Genomic DNA, 17,065 nt, shown 5'->3' with positions numbered 1-17,065 from the left:
TTGGTTGGTAAGGTAGACCAAGCAGGGTCACATAAGTAGATAAGTGATTATTGACAGAACGGAATGCACATGCTGACCATTCATGACATAGCGGTATGGGACACCGGCGAACGCGTCGACCTCATCATCCCGCAAATCGACAGGGGACGCCTGCTCGCTGAGTCGGGTGCTGTCGTTGCCGGTGACATCGACGGTTCATCGTTGATTGTTGCTCCGGGGCTTGCCGATCCGCATGTGCATTTCCGCGACCCCGGACAGCGCGACAAGGAAACGATGGTCACCGGTTCTCAGGCTGCTGCTGCCGGAGGCTACACACGGGTGCTTATCATGCCGAATACGTTGCCAGCAGCCGACGGGCGTGACGTCAATATCCAGGATGTCGTTGACGATGGCAACGAGCTCGAAGAAGTCGGCGTCGTCAACACACTCGATTATCTGCAACGCTATGAGCAGTTGCACAACGTCAAACTGCCGGTCCGTTATGACCTTTCCGTTTGCGCGTCGCTGGGACGTGCCGGAAAACTGCCGACTCAGCCGGATGATTATGTAAGATTCATGGATTGTGCTGGGCAATCATCGCATTCTGATAATTTGGAAACAGACGCGAGCGAGGGTTCGGATGATTCCAATAATCCCGTTCTGGAACATCCGTTGCGTGCGATTACCGACGACGGCTCGGCAATAACCGGCCAGATTCTCGACGCAGTGCTTGCCGACTCGAAGGCGACAGGACTGCCGGTGCTGGAGCATTGCGAGCATCACGATTCCGGTGCCATCAACGACGGGGCTGTCAGCAGGAAACTCGGCATTGCCGGTATCCCGGCCGAAACCGAACTGGCGATAGTCGATCGTGATATCGAGGCGACGCGTCGAACAGGTGCCCACATCCACTTCCAGCATGTCTCGACGGCCGGTGCATTCGATGCTGTCCGTAAGGCCAAAGCCGAGGGACTGCCGATCACCTGCGAGACGGCGCCGCACTATCTGGCGCTATGCGACGAGGATATATTGAAATATGGTGCGATGGCGAAGATGAACCCACCGTTGAGAAGCGAGGCGGACAGGCGTGCGACCGTTGCCGCGATTGCAGACGGAACCGTCGATATGATCGCCACTGACCACGCTCCGCATACCGCCGCCGAAAAAGCTTCCGGCTTGGCTGATGCGCCAAACGGCATTATCGGATTGGAATGTGCGTATGGTGTCTGCCGCAAGGTCTTGGTCGAGGGCGGTGCCATCAGTGACGAACGGTTGATCGAGCTTATGTCCTTGGAACCGGAACGGCTGATGGGCCACACACCGACTGATGTCGCGATGCTGCTCAACACCTCGGCGAAGTGCGCGACGAAACGGACGTTGGATCTGAGCAAGGTCGAGCACCCCGAAAATGTCGATCTGACGTTGATCGATACCCACAACGAATGGACGGTGGATTCTTCAAAGTTTCATTCCAAAGGGCGCAACACCCCGTTCGACGGCTGGAAACTCACCGGCAGGCCGATGGCCACGATTATCGGTTCAAAGCTGGTGTTTAGCAGGTTATCGAATGGCTCCGGGAGTAAAGAAGACAGCTCAAGGGCAGTTTAAGCGAAATCCCAACTGATATATAAATGAGTAGAACAGTTAAAATAACTGTGATAATCCATAACAGAACAGTTTAGAAAACCTAGAAAACGAGGCAAACAATGGATCGACTGATTGAGGCAATCGAAGCCAAAGACAATCCCAGCGTCGTCGGGTTGGATCCTACACAGGCGCTGGTGCCTCCGCAGGCTTTCACCATGGAGATCGAATTCAGCGAGAAGGATCTCGAGGCATTCATTAAAGGATTGAGGAGCAGCAACAGTCCTGGAGATCAGCGAGTTCTGGCTTCAATCGACAATGCCGATGGCATGGAAGCCAAGATCAAGGCTGCGAAAGATGCCTTGGAACAGGCTGATCCGGGTGCCGAGATCGTTGAAGGCTTCTATGAGTTCAACTGCGCCATCATCGACGCCGTGAAAGACATCGTGCCGGCCGTCAAGCCGCAAATCGCCATGTATGAGGCATACGGTCCCATCGGTTTTGATATCTACCGTTTGACCTGTGAATATGCGCAGAAGCAGGGACTGTATGTGCTCGGTGACATCAAGCGAGGTGACATCGGTTCGACCGCCGCCGCGTACGCCAAGCATCTGACCGGCGTCAATTCTCTGAAAGACGACTGCAATGGCCAGCCGTGGAGCGAGGATGCCGTTACCGTAAATCCCTATTTCGGCACCGATGGCATCATCCCATTCACCGACGCGGCCAAGCAAACCGACAAGGACGTGTTTGCGCTCGTACGCACTTCGAACCCATCCAGCAAGGAGATTCAGGAACTCGAACTTGCCGATGGCGACAGGCTGTACGAGCATGTCGCTGACCTCGTGGAAGGTTGGGGCGCTGATTCGGTTGGGAAGTATGGCTATTCGCGGCTGGGTGCTGTGATCGGGGCGACCCATCCTGAACAGGGCCGAAAACTGCGCGAACGTATGCCACATACGTTCTTCCTTGTTCCCGGCTACGGAGCACAGGGCGGTACCGCCGCCGATGCCGTACAGATGTTCGACAAGAACGGACGTGGTGCCATCGTCAACTCGTCTCGTGGCATCATCGGCGCGTGGAAGAAGTCGGGGGAGTACCGCGAGGAAATGACCAAGGAGGAAGCGCTTGACTTGGTAGGGCGCAGTGCCCGAGCCTCAGCCATCGCGATGCGCGACGACTTGAGAAAAGCCCTGCACTGATAATCATAACTTTTAAACTTATCAATTGACAGAATTTCAGAAGGAGAGACATGAGCGCAACTGCTTTTATGCCCACACTCACCACGGAAACCATCGAACGACAAGCCGCTGCAGCCGGACGAAAGCCGGGAAGACGCACCGATGAGGTAGTTTCGACGTCGGTGCTGTCTGAAGGTGTCTACGAACTGGTCATTCGGGACCCTTATGTCGCCCGAACCGTGAAGCCGGCACAGTTTGTGAATCTCTATCCCGTCGATGCCACGATGGCTCTGCCTCGCCCGTTCGGCGTGGCCGGAGTCGAGGACGATGACGTGACCCTCATCTATCAGATCGTCGGTGCCGGAACGCGCGAATTCTCGCGGTTGCAGGCCGGCGACACCGTCAACGTACTCGGTCCTCTCGGCAAGCCCTTTGATTTCAGCGCTTGGTGGGCCAACTATGTGTTGGTCGGCGGAGGATTAGGCATTCCGCCGCTGCTTTATGCGGCGCAGACACTGGCTGACGGTGGTGAAGCTGCATACGTCACTTCCGTTTTCGGTTACCGTGACGTTCATTTCGCGGACGAGTTGGTGAAGCCTTACGCCGAGTGCATGCATAGCATCAGCAATAAGGACGGCAACGTCATCGATTTGCTGAATTCGATTGAAGACGAGCTCAAGGCGTCCGAGCAGCTGCCGGTCATCCTTTGCTGTGGGCCGACGCCGATGATGAAAGCAGTTGCGGCCTGGGCAAGTGTCCGTGGTATTCCCGCCCAATTCAGCCTTGAGGCCCGTATGGGCTGCGGGTATGGGGCGTGCGTGGCCTGTGTGGTCGATACGCCGAACGGCAGGTTGAAAGTATGCAAGGACGGTCCCGTTTTCACCACCGAACAACTTGGCTGGGAGGCGTGAGCACGATGACCGATGCTACCAACGAAAGAACCGCTGCGATGAACGAACAGACACGACAGAACGAGGCAATGAACGTCCTTGAGCCGCACGAATGGCGCCACAAGACCATCGTCGCCGGAACGGAATGGAAGAACCCGGTCGGCACGGCCTCAGGGACCTTCCAGCTTGACGCATGCGGCGACTATTACGATGTCAGCCAACTTGGCGCAATTTCCACCAAGGGTGTTTCGCCGGTTCCGTGGGAAGGCAATCCTGCGCCGCGCACCGCCGAATCGCCTTCCGGAATGGTCAATGCTGTCGGTTTGCAGAACCCCGGCGTCGACCATTATCTTGTTGATGAATTGCCCCGTCTTAAAAAACTCGGCGCCACCGTCATCACCAACGTCGCCGGCCACAGCGACGAAGACTATGCCGAGGTCGTCGCCAAGCTTGCGGATTCTCAGGCCGATATGCTGGAAATCAACGTCAGCTGCCCGAACGTCAGCCACGGCGGCATGATCGTCGGCACTGATCCGATAGCCTTGAGCAGGCTTATCAAGCATTTGCGGGCACTGACCAGCAAGCCGATGATTGTCAAGCTTTCCCCAAACGTCACCGACATCGTCCAGATCGCCCATGCAGCGGTGGACGCCGGTGCGGACGCGCTGAGCCTTATCAACACGCTGGTCGGCATGCGCATCGACATCAACACGGGAAAGCCCATCATCGCCAACCGTACCGGCGGCGTCTCCGGCCCCGCCATCTTCCCGATTGCTCTGAGTTTCGTTTGGCGCGTGCGTCAGGCCATTCCCGACATTCCGATTATCGGCATCGGTGGCATCGATTCGGGGGAGAAGGCATTGGAATACCTCTACGCCGGTGCCAATGCGGTTGAAGTCGGCGCAGCAGCGCTTTTCGACCCGACCGCTCCGATGCGCGTGGCCCGCGAACTCGACGATTTGCTCGATTTCCGCCCCGAGTTAGCCGCGAAGCTGGCAAAGGGCCAGACCTGGTGATTAAGTTTGCGCTGAATACGTCGTTCGGAACGCCATGCCGCCGCGTTTAATGCAAACATGAGATATAAATAGACAAGATGTAAGACATGAAAAGGAAGATTCAATGATGACCAATAAGGGAAACAATCCAGAGCAAACGGGTAATTCATTTATGACCCCGATCGACCAGCGTTTCACCGAGTTCCTTCTCGAATCGGGAGCGCTGAAATTCGGCGATTTCACGTTGAAATCCGGAAGACGATCACCTTACTTCATCAACGCCGGCGCATTCAATGACGGACGCAAAATCGCCACGCTTGGTGCGTTCTACGCCGAAAAAATCACCTCGGCCATTACTGATGGCACCCTTCCCAAGGATATCGCTACGATTTTCGGCCCTGCTTACAAGGGCATCCCGCTCGCGGTTTCCACGGCCATCGCCCTGACCAGCATGCATGGCATGGAAGTCGGCTACACCTTCGATCGCAAGGAAAAGAAGAATCACGGAGACGGCGGTATCTTGGTCGGTACACCACTCAAAGACGGCATGAAGGTCCTGCTGGTCGATGATGTGATGACCGCCGGCACTGCCGTCCGTGAGGTAGTTCCCAAGCTCAAGTCCGCCGCAGACGTCGATATCGTTGGTTTGGTGCTTTCGGTCGATCGCATGGAAAAGACCAAGGATTCCAGCATCTCCGCCGTCAAATCGGTCGAGCAGGAATTCGGTTTCCCGGTCCTCTCCATCGCCAACGTTCGTGAGATTTTCGCCGCCGCCTCCCGCATGGTCACCACCGACGGCAAACCGTTGCTCGACGAAACTCTCAAAGAACGGGCCAACGACTATCTTGCGAAGTATGGTGCCTAAACATCTGGTCAATGCTTGAACAAATAACCAGCGTCACAAGATACACTAATATCTTGAAGAAGGTGAAGCATATTCATGAGTGATCAAGCGAAAGCTGCTGCAATCAACGAAGATTTGGATATAAAAGCGAGACAAGACCACTTTGAAAAGTGGCTGGAGGGAGATCTTCGAGTTCGCGGGCATAACCCGAAACGTAGCCATAATCTCACTAAGAGATTACAGGGTTTCAAAAAATTTTTATTGAAAAGAAATAGTTCTGCGGCTAACAAAGCAAAGGAATCCATTTTCCAGTATTCTGAGCCACTGGAATTTGAAGCAATTAATAGGGAAATAAACGAAGATAAGGCGATTATGGGCAGTGTGGAAGCGAAAAACAGTAGTTCCAATTTTCGTGCTGCAGTAAATGACTATGGTCGATTTCTCGAGTGGACTAAGCAGTCTGCGAATCAATCCAATGGAGGGGAAGATTCAATGGAAGCGCAGATAGACAAATACGTTGAAATGCTTAAGCGCGTGCACAACATCATTTTTCATGGTGCGCCTGGCACGGGAAAGACCTATATGGCCAGAAGAATTGCCGAGAGGATGACAAAGCTTTCAGGTACAAAGCTGAATGGCAGTGACCAATTCGCTTTTGTGCAATTTCACCCCAGCTATGACTACACTGATTTCGTTGAGGGGTTGAGACCGGTTTCGTCTGAGAATTCCGATAATCCTGGTCATAAAGAGATGTCCTTCGAGCTCTACCCTGGCACATTTATGGAAATCGCCAATAGGGCTCGGCGTGAGTGGGAAAGTTGCGCTAATACTGAGCAAGCCCCTCAAAAATATGTCATCGTGATTGACGAAATCAATCGCGGCGATATCTCCAAGATCTTCGGTGAATTGTTCTTTAGTGTCGATCCTGATTATCGCGGTGAAAGCGGCAGCATCGATACCCAGTATCGCAATCTTCACGGTAGTGAGTTCAAAAAGAGGGGCGGGCTGGATAGCAATGAGAAGTTCTATGTCCCGGAGAATCTCTATATCATCGGCACAATGAACGATATCGACCGCAGCGTTGACTCATTTGACTTCGCGATGCGTCGACGGTTTACGTTCATCGAAATAACCGCTGAAAAATCCGAGTTCATGCTATGTGGTGATGAGAAGCATAGTGAAAACGCAAAAACCGTGATGGAAGCGGTCAACGACAAAATCGCGAGCCCGAATTTCCTCGATGAGAATTACCAGATTGGTGCCAGTTATTTCTTGGATGTTGTCGATCCAAAAATTGGAGACTCAGACGAGAAAGAAGTGTATACGCACCTTTGGAATGATAAGATCGGACCTCTGATTCATGAGTATCTGCGCGGCATGGATGATTCCTCAAAGAGTTTCAAAGCAGTCAAAGGTGCTTTCGATGATGCTGTTGCAGAAATCAAGAAATCAAATGATGGCGCTGAATCCAATTCCCAAAGCAATTCCGATTCGAACTCCGCCAATATTAAAAATAATCAGCAAAACGCGCCCCAATCAGATGATCATTCGGGCAACGATTGACAATGGCATATTGCCTGAATATGCGGATTCAGATTTTTGAAAAGTTGGAGAGTCGATGGACATTTCCAGTGAAACAGTGAATAAGGAATTCCAGCTCTATCAGTTGAAAGACAATTCTCCAATTGCCGATCAGAATAAGAATCTTCCTAAAAGCTCTCTAGGAAGGGATCTTATCGATATGAGCGTTACAGACCTTGTTGCCGAAAACGATATATTGAATTTCGGAAACGATATGGAGGGCCAAAAGGACATAGATGCGCGCCAATATGTAATCCAGCATTGGATAGGGAACGGCAGCTACTACGGTACCGCAAATCTAGTAGGTGTTCTGGGTAAATTCGACTCGGAACATAAGAAAACTGATTGTCTGACAATAACCACGCGCTTTGGGGGAAAAGCCAATGGAGAACCTTCCTCCTTTGATAAGGATTATCTATTCAGTTACCTTGTTTCTAAAGTGCTTCATGTAAACGTGGTAAAGAATCTCGACTTCACTAATTCTGCGAATAAAAGCTGGCAACAGATCTTGATCATGCTGTTTCCTTTCTATCTGCATCATGCGCTTGCTCAGGGCGTTTATAAAGCCTACATGCGGCGTGAATACGATGATTCCCGTCCCAAAGGCGTCATTGACATTCCTCGTTACATCCGCGATGACATCCCGTTTTCCGGCCACATCGCATACTCGACGAGACCTTTTGACGTCGATAACAACGTAACCGAGCTTATCCGTCACACGATTGAATATATTGCGGGTTTGGGTTCGTTTGGCTACAGTGTTTTGAACTATTCGGAATTGATCAGAAGCGATGCCAGCACCGTACGTTACGTGACTACGCGCTATGCCAAATCCGAGCGACGCGACATCATCTCCTGGAATCTCCGCCATCCTGTAGACAAGCCTTATTTCCATAATTATCGTATTCTGCAGCGTATTTGCATCGCTATTTTGCAGAACAGGGGTTTCGTTCCGCAAGACAAACGTTCCGGAAAAATTTTCGGGGTTCTTTTCGATTGTGCATGGCTTTGGGAGGAATATCTCAATCTGGTCTGCCGCGAGGGAGAGATGGAATTTGAACTTCTGCACCCTCGAAACAAAGCGAAAACCGGCGGACAATACTTTTTCGACAAAGCGGAAGGACCGATATTCCCTGATTTTCTCGCGATTGACCGCAGTCGCGGCCAGGATTATCCGTCTATTATGGTTGCCGACGCGAAATACAAGCCCGAAAACAACGTTGGAGGAAGGGATTATCAGCAGTTATTGTCCTACATGTTCCGTTTTGAGGCGAACACAGGGCAATATTGGTATCCGATTTCATCTCATCAATCTGATAACGAAGCCGATGCCGAAAAACCTGATATTTCGACTTTCACACTGCGATCAGACATCGGTGGATCCGATATTCTTTTTAAAGAACGCAATCCTAAAGTACAGGTCCACAAAATAGGTTTTCGGATTCCGCAAGGCGAGACCGATTATCAGGTTTTCAAGAACAAGATGAAGGAATCTGAAAACAATTTCCGCAACGCGATATCAATGGAGGCGTTAGTCGAAAATCCTAGATATGACGATTAAGTTCCTATGTACGGAGTATGGTTTTATCTAGTATTACGTCAACAAGGGAGCCGTATGCAACAGGAATACACACAGCCGTTGGAAAAGTCGATTGAAAGCGATCGGAACATTTTTACGTTGCTTGACGACCGTGCCAAGCGTACGCCGGATGAGTCGCTGGTTGAATATGTCGGTGATGACGGCAAGTGGCAGTCGTTTACGGCGACCGAATTCCGGGACAAAGTCATTGGGCTTGCCAAAGGGCTGATTGCCCGTGGCGTCAAACCAGGGGATTCCGTTGCGATCATTGCGCATACGTCCTGGCAATGGACCGCACTGGATGTGGCCACCATGTCGATCGGTGCGCTCACGGTTCCTGTCTACGAGACGAATTCACCGGCTCAAGTGCAGATGATCTTTAACGATTCCAACGTCAAGATGGCCTTTGCCGAAGATGACGCACAGCGTGACAAGATTGATGTCGTTCGTGATTCCTGTGCCGATCTCAAAGATGTGTATGTCATCGCCGCAGGTGCCATCGAGACCATCGAAAAGTTCGGCCAAAGCGTCACCGACGAGGAATTCTGGCAACGTGAAAAAGCGGTCAAAGGCAGCGATTTGGCAACCATCGTCTACACGTCCGGATCCACGGGAACGCCGAAGGGCATCGAACTGACCCATTCGAATTTCGTCTTCATCACCATTTCCGGCGTGCAATCCATGGGCGACATCCTCAACAAGCCTGGCCGCAGGCTGTTGCTGTTTCTACCGCTGGCACACGTCTTCGCCCGATTCATGCAGCTGGTCTGCTTTGCGGGGACGGTCACTTTGGGTCTGTCAAGCAATCTGAAGACCATTTTGGCCGATTTCCGCACGTTCAAGCCGACGTTCATTCTTGCTGTTCCGCGTATTTTCGAGAAGATCTATAACGCCGCCTCGCAGAGGGCAGGTTCAGGTGTAGCCGGACGTGTTTTCTCGCGTGCGACCAACACGGCGATTGAGTGGTCGAAGGCCCAACAGTCCGGAAAGCCGATTCCGCGCATGTTGCGTATGCGTCACGCTGTTTACAACAAGCTTGTATATTCGACCATCATGCAGATTTTCGGCGGGAAGGTCGAATATGCGGTTTCCGGCGGTGCTCCGCTCAATGCGACCATCGCGCATTTCTTCAACGGCGTCGGCCTGCCGCTGCTCGAAGGTTACGGCATGACCGAGACCTGCGCGCCGGCCATGGTCAATCCCACCAAAGGCTATAAGATCGGCACCGTGGGCATTCCGCTGCAAGGTGTGTCCGTCGGCGTCAGCGACACAGGGGAGCTGTGCATCAAAAGCCGGGCGGTGTGCGTCGGCTATCATAACCATCCGGAAATCACCAAGGAACAGATCGTCGATGGATGGCTGCATACCGGCGATCTTGGCTCGATCGATTCCGACGGTTTCGTGACGCTGACAGGCCGCAAGAAAGACATCATCATTACCGCCGGTGGCAAGAACGTTTCGCCCGCCGAGGTGGAGACCGCCGTCATGACCTCGCCCGTGGTCAGCCAGTGCGTCATGGTCGGCGACCGCAAGCCATTCATCGCCGCAATTATCTCGCTGGATCTGCAGGAGACCAACGATTGGCTCAAGTCCGAAGGTGCCGAGCCGGTCAAGGATTTGAAGGAAGCCGGCGAGAACCCGATCGTCCGAGCCGAGGTCGAGCGTGCCGTCAACAAGGCCAACGAGCTGGTCTCGCGTGCCGAGTCCATCCGCAAGTTCGAGATCGTACCCGACGAATTCACCGAGGCCAACGGCATGCTCACCCCAAGCCTCAAAGCCAAGCGCCAGGTCATCACCGACTACTACAAGGACCTCATCGACAATGTCATTTACGCTCCGAAGAAGAGCTGAGTTCGTTTCTGATAGACGAAACTGCCTTATGAATCGCAAATAAACAATTATTTCAGACTTTGCGATTCATAAGGCAGTTCTTGTTTAAAAGATGGAGAAGCCTTATTCTTCTAAGTTCGGATTGGAAAAAGTTATTTCAAAACAATTTGAATTAGCTATCGAAAAGGATTAGAGTAAAAATATATTTCAACTTGATTTGAAATATGAAGAAGCAGCAAGTTAGTGAAAGGATCTCAAGTGGGTGTGCAGACTACATTGTCCGCGCTTGCGGATCCGGCGCGGCGTGAGATTCTTCAATTGTTGAGGCAACGAGTGATGAATGCCGGCGAACTCGCCGAAGCCACAGGGTTGTCGGCCTCGAGGCTTTCGTATCATCTGCGTAAGTTGCGCGAAGCCGGGCTGGTGACGGATAGTCGTGACGGAACGATCATCTGGTACGAGCCGAACCTGACCGTCCTTGACGACACCATTGTCTGGATGAAAGAGCTGCAGCGCAACAATGCCGTTTCCAAGGCTTCTCGGTACAAGGCGAAGCCGGTGGAACGAGGAAACGCTATACGAGGTTCACAAGAAGCTGCAACTGGAGCGGTGAGAGATGAGAAAACACAGAAATAAGAAGACCAAAGCTCAAAAATTGAGTAAGGCCGAATCTCAAGATATCGAGCAACAGGCTAGCTGGAAAGCAGTGATTGCAAGTGCGAGGAACTGGAATATCGCAATGGTGCTCCTTGGCCTGTTGCCGCTGATCATCCTTTTGTTCGCCTTGCCATACATGCCGGATATTGTGCCCGCGCATTACAACGCCAGCGGTGAGCTGGATCGCTGGGGCAGCAAATACGAGGATCTCATTTTGCCTGTGCTGTCATTGCTGATATGTGCGGTCTGGCTGGTGTGCGAGATCCCCGTTGAGCGTTCCTCGCGTAAACAGTCTGGTTCAGGTACGGGCCAAAAGACGACGATACGCACTTGGGCTATCGCTGGATGCTGCATGTTCGCAGTCTTCAGCGTCATGACCATTTGGATTATCGCGGACGCCTTCAGTAAAGGACGTGCCGCGTCCAGAATACCGTTGGAGCCAATCATGAACGTGGTCACCGGTTTGGTATTCATCGTTCTCGGCAACATCCTGCCAAACACAAGGCCGAACAGGTTGATGGGCATACGTGTGCCCGGAGCCTACAAAAGCCGTGAATCGTGGCGTCGTTGCCAACGCTTCGGCGGACTGGCATTCATTATCGGCGGCGTGATCTTGGTGGTTCTGGGCATTGTCGTACATTCATCTAGCTTGATCAATACGTACGCCATCCTCGCCGTTCTTTTGGTCATGGTGGTGGCGTGTTACGTATACAGTGCCTATGCTGGTAAGAAATACGGCGATGTCGGTGGTTCGATTAAGGGAGATTGATGGTAATGTGTCTCCTGACAGGACTTTGTCTCATTCAAAGAAGATTACTACCGGGCCGGTGAGGAATGGAAAAACTCGAAGATAATCAGACGGAAGTTCAAGAATCCAGCGATGGCGAATCCGCAAGCATCAAGCAACATATTGGCTGGAAAGATGTGTTTGTCGGCGCGAAAAATTGGAACTTCGCGCTAGTGCTTCTCGCTGTGTTGCCGCTGATTGTCTATCTGCTGGCTTTGCCGTATATGCCGAACACCATACCTATGCATTACAACAGTAAGAACGAACTTGACCATTGGGGAAGCAAATACGAGGGGCTCGTTGTTGCTTGGATTGCGTTGATTTTTTGTGTGTTCTGGCTGGTGTGCGAGATTCCTCTCGGACTTTCCGTGTACAAACAATCGCATCCGGATATGAGCCCGAAAACGACAGTGCGAGTCTGGATTGGCGGCGGATGTTGGGTATGTTTGGAGATGAACATCGTCAACATTTGGATTATCTCTGATGCCTTCAGCAAGGGAGGCACGGGTTCCAGCATACCGTTGGAGCCCATCATGAACGTGACCGCTGGCTTGGCCCTCATCATTTTCGGCAATGTCATGCCGAGCGTCAAACCGAACGGATGGTCCGGTATGCGTCTGCCTGGAGCTTTCAAAAGCCGCGAATCATGGCGCCGCTGCCAGCGTTTCGGCGGTTTTGCGTTCATCATTGGCGGCATCGTTTTGATTGCTGCAGGTCTCTTCGTGCACTCGTCCCGTTTCGTCGACCTGTATGCCGTCCTTGTTGTAGGTTTGGCAATAGTGGCGGCATTCGCCGTCTACAGCGTCTACGCCGGCAAGAAATATGGCGATGTCGGAGGAAAGATTAACCGCAAGTAGGATGTGTTATTCAATCTCATTGCCGAAAGCCATTTGATAACATTAGATTATGGACGATGATATGGAATGTAAAAACAAAATCATTCAAGATACGTCATTGCCGATGAAAGAACGCTTGAAACTGATTGGTTACGATGTTCCTGATCTCAGTGATTTGTTCAAGGATTACCGTGGCGACTACCGTGGCGAGGAATGGGATACCGGCTCTGCCGTGGGTGCTGAGATTTGGTAGATTTCGTTGAGTTCCGATTTTCTTAACTTATTCAATCAGTGTGTAGCCATGGCTGGCGATGACGGACTTGAGCTTGGCGAGGTAGCTTTCGGCGGCGTTGGAGAGGTTGGCGCGTTCATTGGTGATCCATCCGACCAGCATGGTCTCGTCGGTGTCGAGCGGAACGGTGACAATCTTCTCGTTGTTGAGGTCGCCGTTGTCGATGCCGGTGCAGATGGTGTAGCCGTTGAGGCCGATGATGAAGTTGAGGATGGTGGCGCGGTCGGTGACGGTGATCAGCTTGGGGGAGTCCTTGGGCCAGACCGCCTCCTCGGCGAAGTAGAAACTGCCTTCCTCGCCCTGTTCGTACTGGATGAACGGGTATGGCTTGAGGTCGTCCATCGTTACGATCTTCTTGGACGCGAGCGGGTTGTCACGTGAGATGAAAACATGCAGACCGGCACGGAAGAGCGGATGGAACTCGAGGTGTTTGCCGCGCAGGAGCTTGCCGATGACGTCCTTGTTGAAATCGGAAAGATAGAGAATGCCGATTTCGGAAAGCATGTTGGCCACCGAATCAATGATGTCTCGCGTACGGGTCTCGCGCAACGTGAATTCGTATTCGTCGGATTCGATGGAATTGATCATTTCCACGAACGCCTCGACGGCGAACATGTAGTGCTGGGTGGAGACGCTGCACAGTTGTTTGCGTGGCTTGGCGTGCTTGTAGCGTTCCTCCATGAGCTCGGCCTGATCGAGCACTTGGCGAGCGTACGTGAGAAATTCCGCGCCGTCCACGGTCAGTGCGATGCCTTGCGATGAGCGGGTGAAGATCTCGATGCCCATTTCGTGCTCGAGCTCCTTGACCGACGAGCTCAGCGCGGGCTGGGAGACATACAGCTCGTGCGAGGCCTCGTTCATCGAGCCGCACTCCACGATCTTGACGATATATTTCAGCTGCAGCAGTGTCATATCTAAAGTTTATAACAACGTGTGTATCGAGCACGTTAACTTATAACGATTATTGATATTGAAATCAGTGAAAGTTGATAATTGTCTTGTTTCAGCCATGCCGAAATGTTATGGATAGGAGAGAGTTACTTATACCAATCGCAATAACTATCGTGTTTTCAACATTGAATATCGATAATCGGAAATTCTTGTAATCAGATATCGGTGGCAGTTACCACTTAAACCCAGAAGTACGTGGGGACCATGCTGACGATGGCGGAATAGTGGCATTCCTGCTGCTTAAATCTAAGAGTTTGCGGAGACCGTAGCAACGTTCAGATTTTTACGCCTAGACGCTGCAACTCACTTCGTGCGGTAGAAGCATCATGGAATCGAGTTCCTGTGATGCCGACAGCTTTCGCACCATCCACGTTGGCCTGGGTATCATCAAAAAATACGGTTTGCGCAGCCTCCAGGCCGAAACGGTTCAGGGCGAGATTGAAAATATCGGCGTTGGGCTTGTGCATCTTTTCGACGCCGGACACCACGGTGCCTTGCAGCAAGCGTTCGAGCTGCGGGAACTTTTCGAAGGCAAAATGGAAGGTTTCACTGGACCAGTTCGTCAGTCCCCATACGCCGTAGCCAGCGCCGTGCAAATCGGTCAGCAACGATTCCATGCCATCGATCATTTGCGGCAGGGCGTCATCGTAATGTTGGATGTAATAGCTGAACATCGTGGCTAGGTCGTCGCCATATTGCTTTCGGTAATCCTTGATAACCTCGGCAAAATCCTCACCGGCGTCCATACGGGCTTCGGCGGCGAAGAAGCCGTAGACGTCATCGTCGCCCGCGCATAAGGTATCAACGATTTCCTGCGGAAAATGGCCTTGGAGACAAGGCCGATAGTTTAGTTCCAGCAATACGCCGCAAAAATCGAACATGACATCACGGATTTCGCCGTTTCGATTGGCAACGTCATTGTTCTCCGTCGTATCCATCGTTATCTCCTGCTCATCTTCGTTTTGACTCTGCTTGCCTGAGTTATCGAAAACCGCCCTTCCGATATTCTCAAAGGAAAGTTTCGTTCAGCCTTACCAATACCTAGTTCTGCATCAATTCTTCAAACGCCTGAGGCAATGCCTCGATGACATCGGTCGCTACAATCGGATGCCCTGGCTTTCCGTTGGAAACAATGGTGCCATCCGCATCGAAAATCTCGGGAGGTTCCCAGCCATGCCGGTCCGACTCGGAGGCCAAGCTTGCGGCATAACCGTGGATATAGCTGGCGCTAGCGGCGGTCATAATATCGAGGCTCGGGTCATGTTGAAGCTGTTCCTCGCCCTGTTGCGCCAACATTCCGCCCATCACTCCGGCCAACACATCCCCGGCTCCGGCGGTTGCCAGCCATGCCGGTCCACTTCCAGAAATCAAAGTGGTGGTCATCTTGTGTGTCACGTCGGCATTTTCTGGTCCAGCCTCAGTACCGGCCGGTAGGCCAGCCATGTTGGAATCACCAACAACGATGGTCACCGCACCTTTGAGCAGCACGGTTGCTCCTGTCAGCTCGTGAGCCCGTCTGGCCCAACGCCAGGGTTCCGCGGTGATACCAGCGGTATCCACATCTTCGCCACGTTGCCGCAGCAATGCCGCAAGCTCACCGGCATGCGGGGTGATGACGACATGTGCCGGTACGCGTTCTGGCAGTAGGTCGAGCGCACCCGCATCAACACAGATTGGCGGCATGGACCAAGGTTCGCTGTCATAATCGATATTGGGATCGGCATTACCCCAGACGTTTCCAGTTCGTTCCGATACGTATGACGTTTCTTCTTTATTCGGATCATGAACTGGAATCTCAGTCTCATCTGTAGTCTTGGAAACATTCTTGGCTGGCAATGCATAATGCCTGAGCAGCGCGGCAATGGCTTCTCGTTGACCGTCGGGACCATTTACGCTGTGCCTTCCGGAATTCTGATTACCGTTACCTTTTAATGCGTCCGCTGTTGGGACACCGGAACCAACAGCCCAGGCTTGCACGCGACCTTTGCCGATGACGATTTCGGGAGCGTTCCGCAGCACCATATCAGATGCATTCACCGGCCCCATATAACGTACCATGCCGATATTGGAACGAACAGCGGCGCCTGAACTGAGCACAGCAGCGCCAGGATATTTTGCGGATCCCGTAATCAGTCCAACGACTCCGCGAGAATATTTGGAATCGGACGGTTTCGGCAGTCGTATCATGCTACCGGCAGTCTCATCAATGGATGAAACGACTGGCATGGCATAGGTAATATCGAAACCAAAATCAACGAGAACGGTATGCCCGCAAGCAAAACTTGCCGGAGGTAGCATTGCGCAAGGTTTCATCGCTCCGAACATCACCGTGACGTCGGCCGGAATGTAGCTTCCGGGCAAGGTGCCGTCGTCCACACCGACACCGGAAGGTGTATCGATGGCAACGACCAGAGGCTTCTGCTCTCGTTCGGTATCAGCGACAAATTGCGGTCTCTCCGGTTCCGTCCCGTCTCCGTTGGTGGGATGGAGGATATTCGCCATGGTTGCGGCAGGCCCTCGTAGCGCCCCGTGCACGCCGATGCCGGTCATTGCGTCAAGAATTACATTGGCCTGTTGCGTCAGTTCGATTGCTGCTTGCAAGCGTTCGCCGGCTTCTCCTGCGCTGAAACCAGATGAAACGCCGGGTATATCCGCTTCAGGATTGATGATTAGCAACCGTCCGCCGCTTCGCGTGAAAGCCAGCAAACCCTGCAAATGCAGTGATTTGCCAACGGCGATGGCCGTGACCTGAGCGCCGGCCCGAGCGAGCTGTGCGGCAGCGTAAAGCCCGTCACCGCCATTGTCTCCGGCTCCGGCCAGAAGCACCACCTTTGCCTCAACTATATCGATGTCATGTTCGTCAAGCAGCTCGGCGGTGACCCGTGCCGCAGCCGAAGCTGCCATACGCATCAGTGGAACGCCTTTGTCAAGTAACGGACGTTCCATGCCGCGTACGGTCTCAACGCTGTAGGCGCGGTGCTGCAACAGCGACTTGCGCATCAGTTCCGTCATTGTGACCTCGTCCATTGCCGACCTCCTGTGTGTTCATCAATGTCTAGCTTGATGTTACCCTAGCGCG

Annotated in this window: 15 protein-coding genes; 12 read left to right on the top strand and 3 right to left on the bottom strand. The window is 52.6% G+C overall.

Annotation, left to right across the window (positions count from 1 at the left end; genetic code table 11):
- The first annotated feature begins 69 nt into the window (after positions 1-69).
- The 12 genes from PT275_RS03095 (at position 70) to PT275_RS03040 (ending at position 12,996) form a co-directional block, all read left to right on the top strand.
- Entirely contained in the window at positions 70-1,587 is a 1,518-nt protein-coding gene (locus PT275_RS03095; protein WP_277152224.1) for a dihydroorotase, read from the top strand.
- Between the two features lie 98 nt (positions 1,588-1,685).
- Positions 1,686-2,765 carry an orotidine-5'-phosphate decarboxylase gene (gene pyrF, locus PT275_RS03090; protein WP_277152222.1) on the top strand — a complete coding sequence of 360 codons (1,080 nt, stop codon included), beginning with the start codon at positions 1,686-1,688 and terminating at the stop codon, positions 2,763-2,765.
- Between the two features lie 68 nt (positions 2,766-2,833).
- Positions 2,834-3,655, top strand: a complete 822-nt coding sequence (locus PT275_RS03085; protein WP_277153639.1) for a dihydroorotate dehydrogenase electron transfer subunit — start codon at positions 2,834-2,836, stop codon at positions 3,653-3,655.
- Between the two features lie 38 nt (positions 3,656-3,693).
- Positions 3,694-4,650, top strand: a complete 957-nt coding sequence (locus tag PT275_RS03080) for a dihydroorotate dehydrogenase (protein WP_277153638.1) — start codon at positions 3,694-3,696, stop codon at positions 4,648-4,650.
- 151 nt (positions 4,651-4,801) lie between these two features.
- Entirely contained in the window at positions 4,802-5,494 is a 693-nt protein-coding gene (gene pyrE, locus PT275_RS03075; RefSeq protein WP_277153637.1) for an orotate phosphoribosyltransferase, read from the top strand.
- A 75-nt stretch (positions 5,495-5,569) separates the two neighbouring features.
- Positions 5,570-7,036, top strand: a complete 1,467-nt coding sequence (locus PT275_RS03070) for an AAA family ATPase (protein WP_277152220.1) — start codon at positions 5,570-5,572, stop codon at positions 7,034-7,036.
- Positions 7,037-7,091: 55 nt separating this feature from the next.
- The gene (locus tag PT275_RS03065; protein WP_277152218.1) at positions 7,092-8,615 is read left to right on the top strand and encodes a hypothetical protein; all 1,524 of its coding nucleotides are present in this window, start codon (positions 7,092-7,094) and stop codon (positions 8,613-8,615) included.
- A 54-nt stretch (positions 8,616-8,669) separates the two neighbouring features.
- A complete protein-coding gene (locus PT275_RS03060; protein ID WP_277152216.1) occupies positions 8,670-10,484 on the top strand; it encodes an AMP-dependent synthetase/ligase in 1,815 nt (604 codons plus the stop codon).
- A gap of 237 nt (positions 10,485-10,721) precedes the next feature.
- Positions 10,722-11,099: a metalloregulator ArsR/SmtB family transcription factor gene (locus PT275_RS03055; protein ID WP_277152214.1), complete on the top strand. Its 378-nt coding sequence runs from the start codon at positions 10,722-10,724 to the stop codon at positions 11,097-11,099.
- Between the two features lie 103 nt (positions 11,100-11,202).
- Positions 11,203-11,889, top strand: a complete 687-nt coding sequence (locus PT275_RS03050) for an SdpI family protein (protein WP_277152212.1) — start codon at positions 11,203-11,205, stop codon at positions 11,887-11,889.
- Positions 11,890-11,954: 65 nt separating this feature from the next.
- A complete protein-coding gene (locus tag PT275_RS03045; protein ID WP_277152209.1) occupies positions 11,955-12,764 on the top strand; it encodes an SdpI family protein in 810 nt (269 codons plus the stop codon).
- A gap of 49 nt (positions 12,765-12,813) precedes the next feature.
- Positions 12,814-12,996: a hypothetical protein gene (locus tag PT275_RS03040; RefSeq protein ID WP_277152207.1), complete on the top strand. Its 183-nt coding sequence runs from the start codon at positions 12,814-12,816 to the stop codon at positions 12,994-12,996.
- 27 nt (positions 12,997-13,023) lie between these two features.
- On the opposite strand, the gene PT275_RS03035 is transcribed toward PT275_RS03040, so the two are convergent.
- The 3 genes from PT275_RS03035 to PT275_RS03025 all read right to left on the bottom strand — a co-directional run bounded on the left by PT275_RS03035 (position 13,024) and on the right by PT275_RS03025 (position 17,013).
- Positions 13,024-13,947, bottom strand: coding sequence for a LysR family transcriptional regulator (locus tag PT275_RS03035; protein WP_277152205.1), 924 nt, complete (start codon positions 13,945-13,947; stop codon positions 13,024-13,026).
- Positions 13,948-14,261: 314 nt separating this feature from the next.
- Complete coding sequence (locus PT275_RS03030; protein ID WP_277152203.1) at positions 14,262-14,924, bottom strand: HAD family phosphatase; 663 nt, start codon at positions 14,922-14,924, stop codon at positions 14,262-14,264.
- 103 nt (positions 14,925-15,027) lie between these two features.
- Complete coding sequence (locus PT275_RS03025; RefSeq protein WP_277152201.1) at positions 15,028-17,013, bottom strand: bifunctional ADP-dependent NAD(P)H-hydrate dehydratase/NAD(P)H-hydrate epimerase; 1,986 nt, start codon at positions 17,011-17,013, stop codon at positions 15,028-15,030.
- Positions 17,014-17,065 lie beyond the last annotated feature (52 nt).

It is taken from the genome of Bifidobacterium sp. ESL0745 (assembly GCF_029433335.1).
Classification (GTDB): domain Bacteria; phylum Actinomycetota; class Actinomycetes; order Actinomycetales; family Bifidobacteriaceae; genus Bifidobacterium.
This window is presented reverse-complemented; position numbering and strand designations above follow the sequence as displayed.

Excerpts from the sequence above, each read along its gene's own strand:
- PT275_RS03095 (WP_277152224.1), top strand. The coding sequence starts at position 70 with ATGCTGACCATTCATGACATAGCGGTATGGGACACCGGCGAACGCGTC.
- pyrF (WP_277152222.1), top strand. The coding sequence starts at position 1,686 with ATGGATCGACTGATTGAGGCAATCGAAGCCAAAGACAATCCCAGCGTC.
- PT275_RS03085 (WP_277153639.1), top strand. The coding sequence starts at position 2,834 with ATGCCCACACTCACCACGGAAACCATCGAACGACAAGCCGCTGCAGCC.
- PT275_RS03080 (WP_277153638.1), top strand. The coding sequence starts at position 3,694 with ATGAACGAACAGACACGACAGAACGAGGCAATGAACGTCCTTGAGCCG.
- pyrE (WP_277153637.1), top strand. The coding sequence starts at position 4,802 with ATGACCCCGATCGACCAGCGTTTCACCGAGTTCCTTCTCGAATCGGGA.
- PT275_RS03070 (WP_277152220.1), top strand. The coding sequence starts at position 5,570 with ATGAGTGATCAAGCGAAAGCTGCTGCAATCAACGAAGATTTGGATATA.
- PT275_RS03065 (WP_277152218.1), top strand. The coding sequence starts at position 7,092 with ATGGACATTTCCAGTGAAACAGTGAATAAGGAATTCCAGCTCTATCAG.
- PT275_RS03060 (WP_277152216.1), top strand. The coding sequence starts at position 8,670 with ATGCAACAGGAATACACACAGCCGTTGGAAAAGTCGATTGAAAGCGAT.
- PT275_RS03050 (WP_277152212.1), top strand. The coding sequence starts at position 11,203 with ATGGTGCTCCTTGGCCTGTTGCCGCTGATCATCCTTTTGTTCGCCTTG.
- PT275_RS03045 (WP_277152209.1), top strand. The coding sequence starts at position 11,955 with ATGGAAAAACTCGAAGATAATCAGACGGAAGTTCAAGAATCCAGCGAT.
- PT275_RS03040 (WP_277152207.1), top strand. The coding sequence starts at position 12,814 with ATGGACGATGATATGGAATGTAAAAACAAAATCATTCAAGATACGTCA.
- PT275_RS03035 (WP_277152205.1), bottom strand. The coding sequence starts at position 13,947 with ATGACACTGCTGCAGCTGAAATATATCGTCAAGATCGTGGAGTGCGGC.
- PT275_RS03030 (WP_277152203.1), bottom strand. The coding sequence starts at position 14,924 with ATGGATACGACGGAGAACAATGACGTTGCCAATCGAAACGGCGAAATC.
- PT275_RS03025 (WP_277152201.1), bottom strand. The coding sequence starts at position 17,013 with ATGGACGAGGTCACAATGACGGAACTGATGCGCAAGTCGCTGTTGCAG.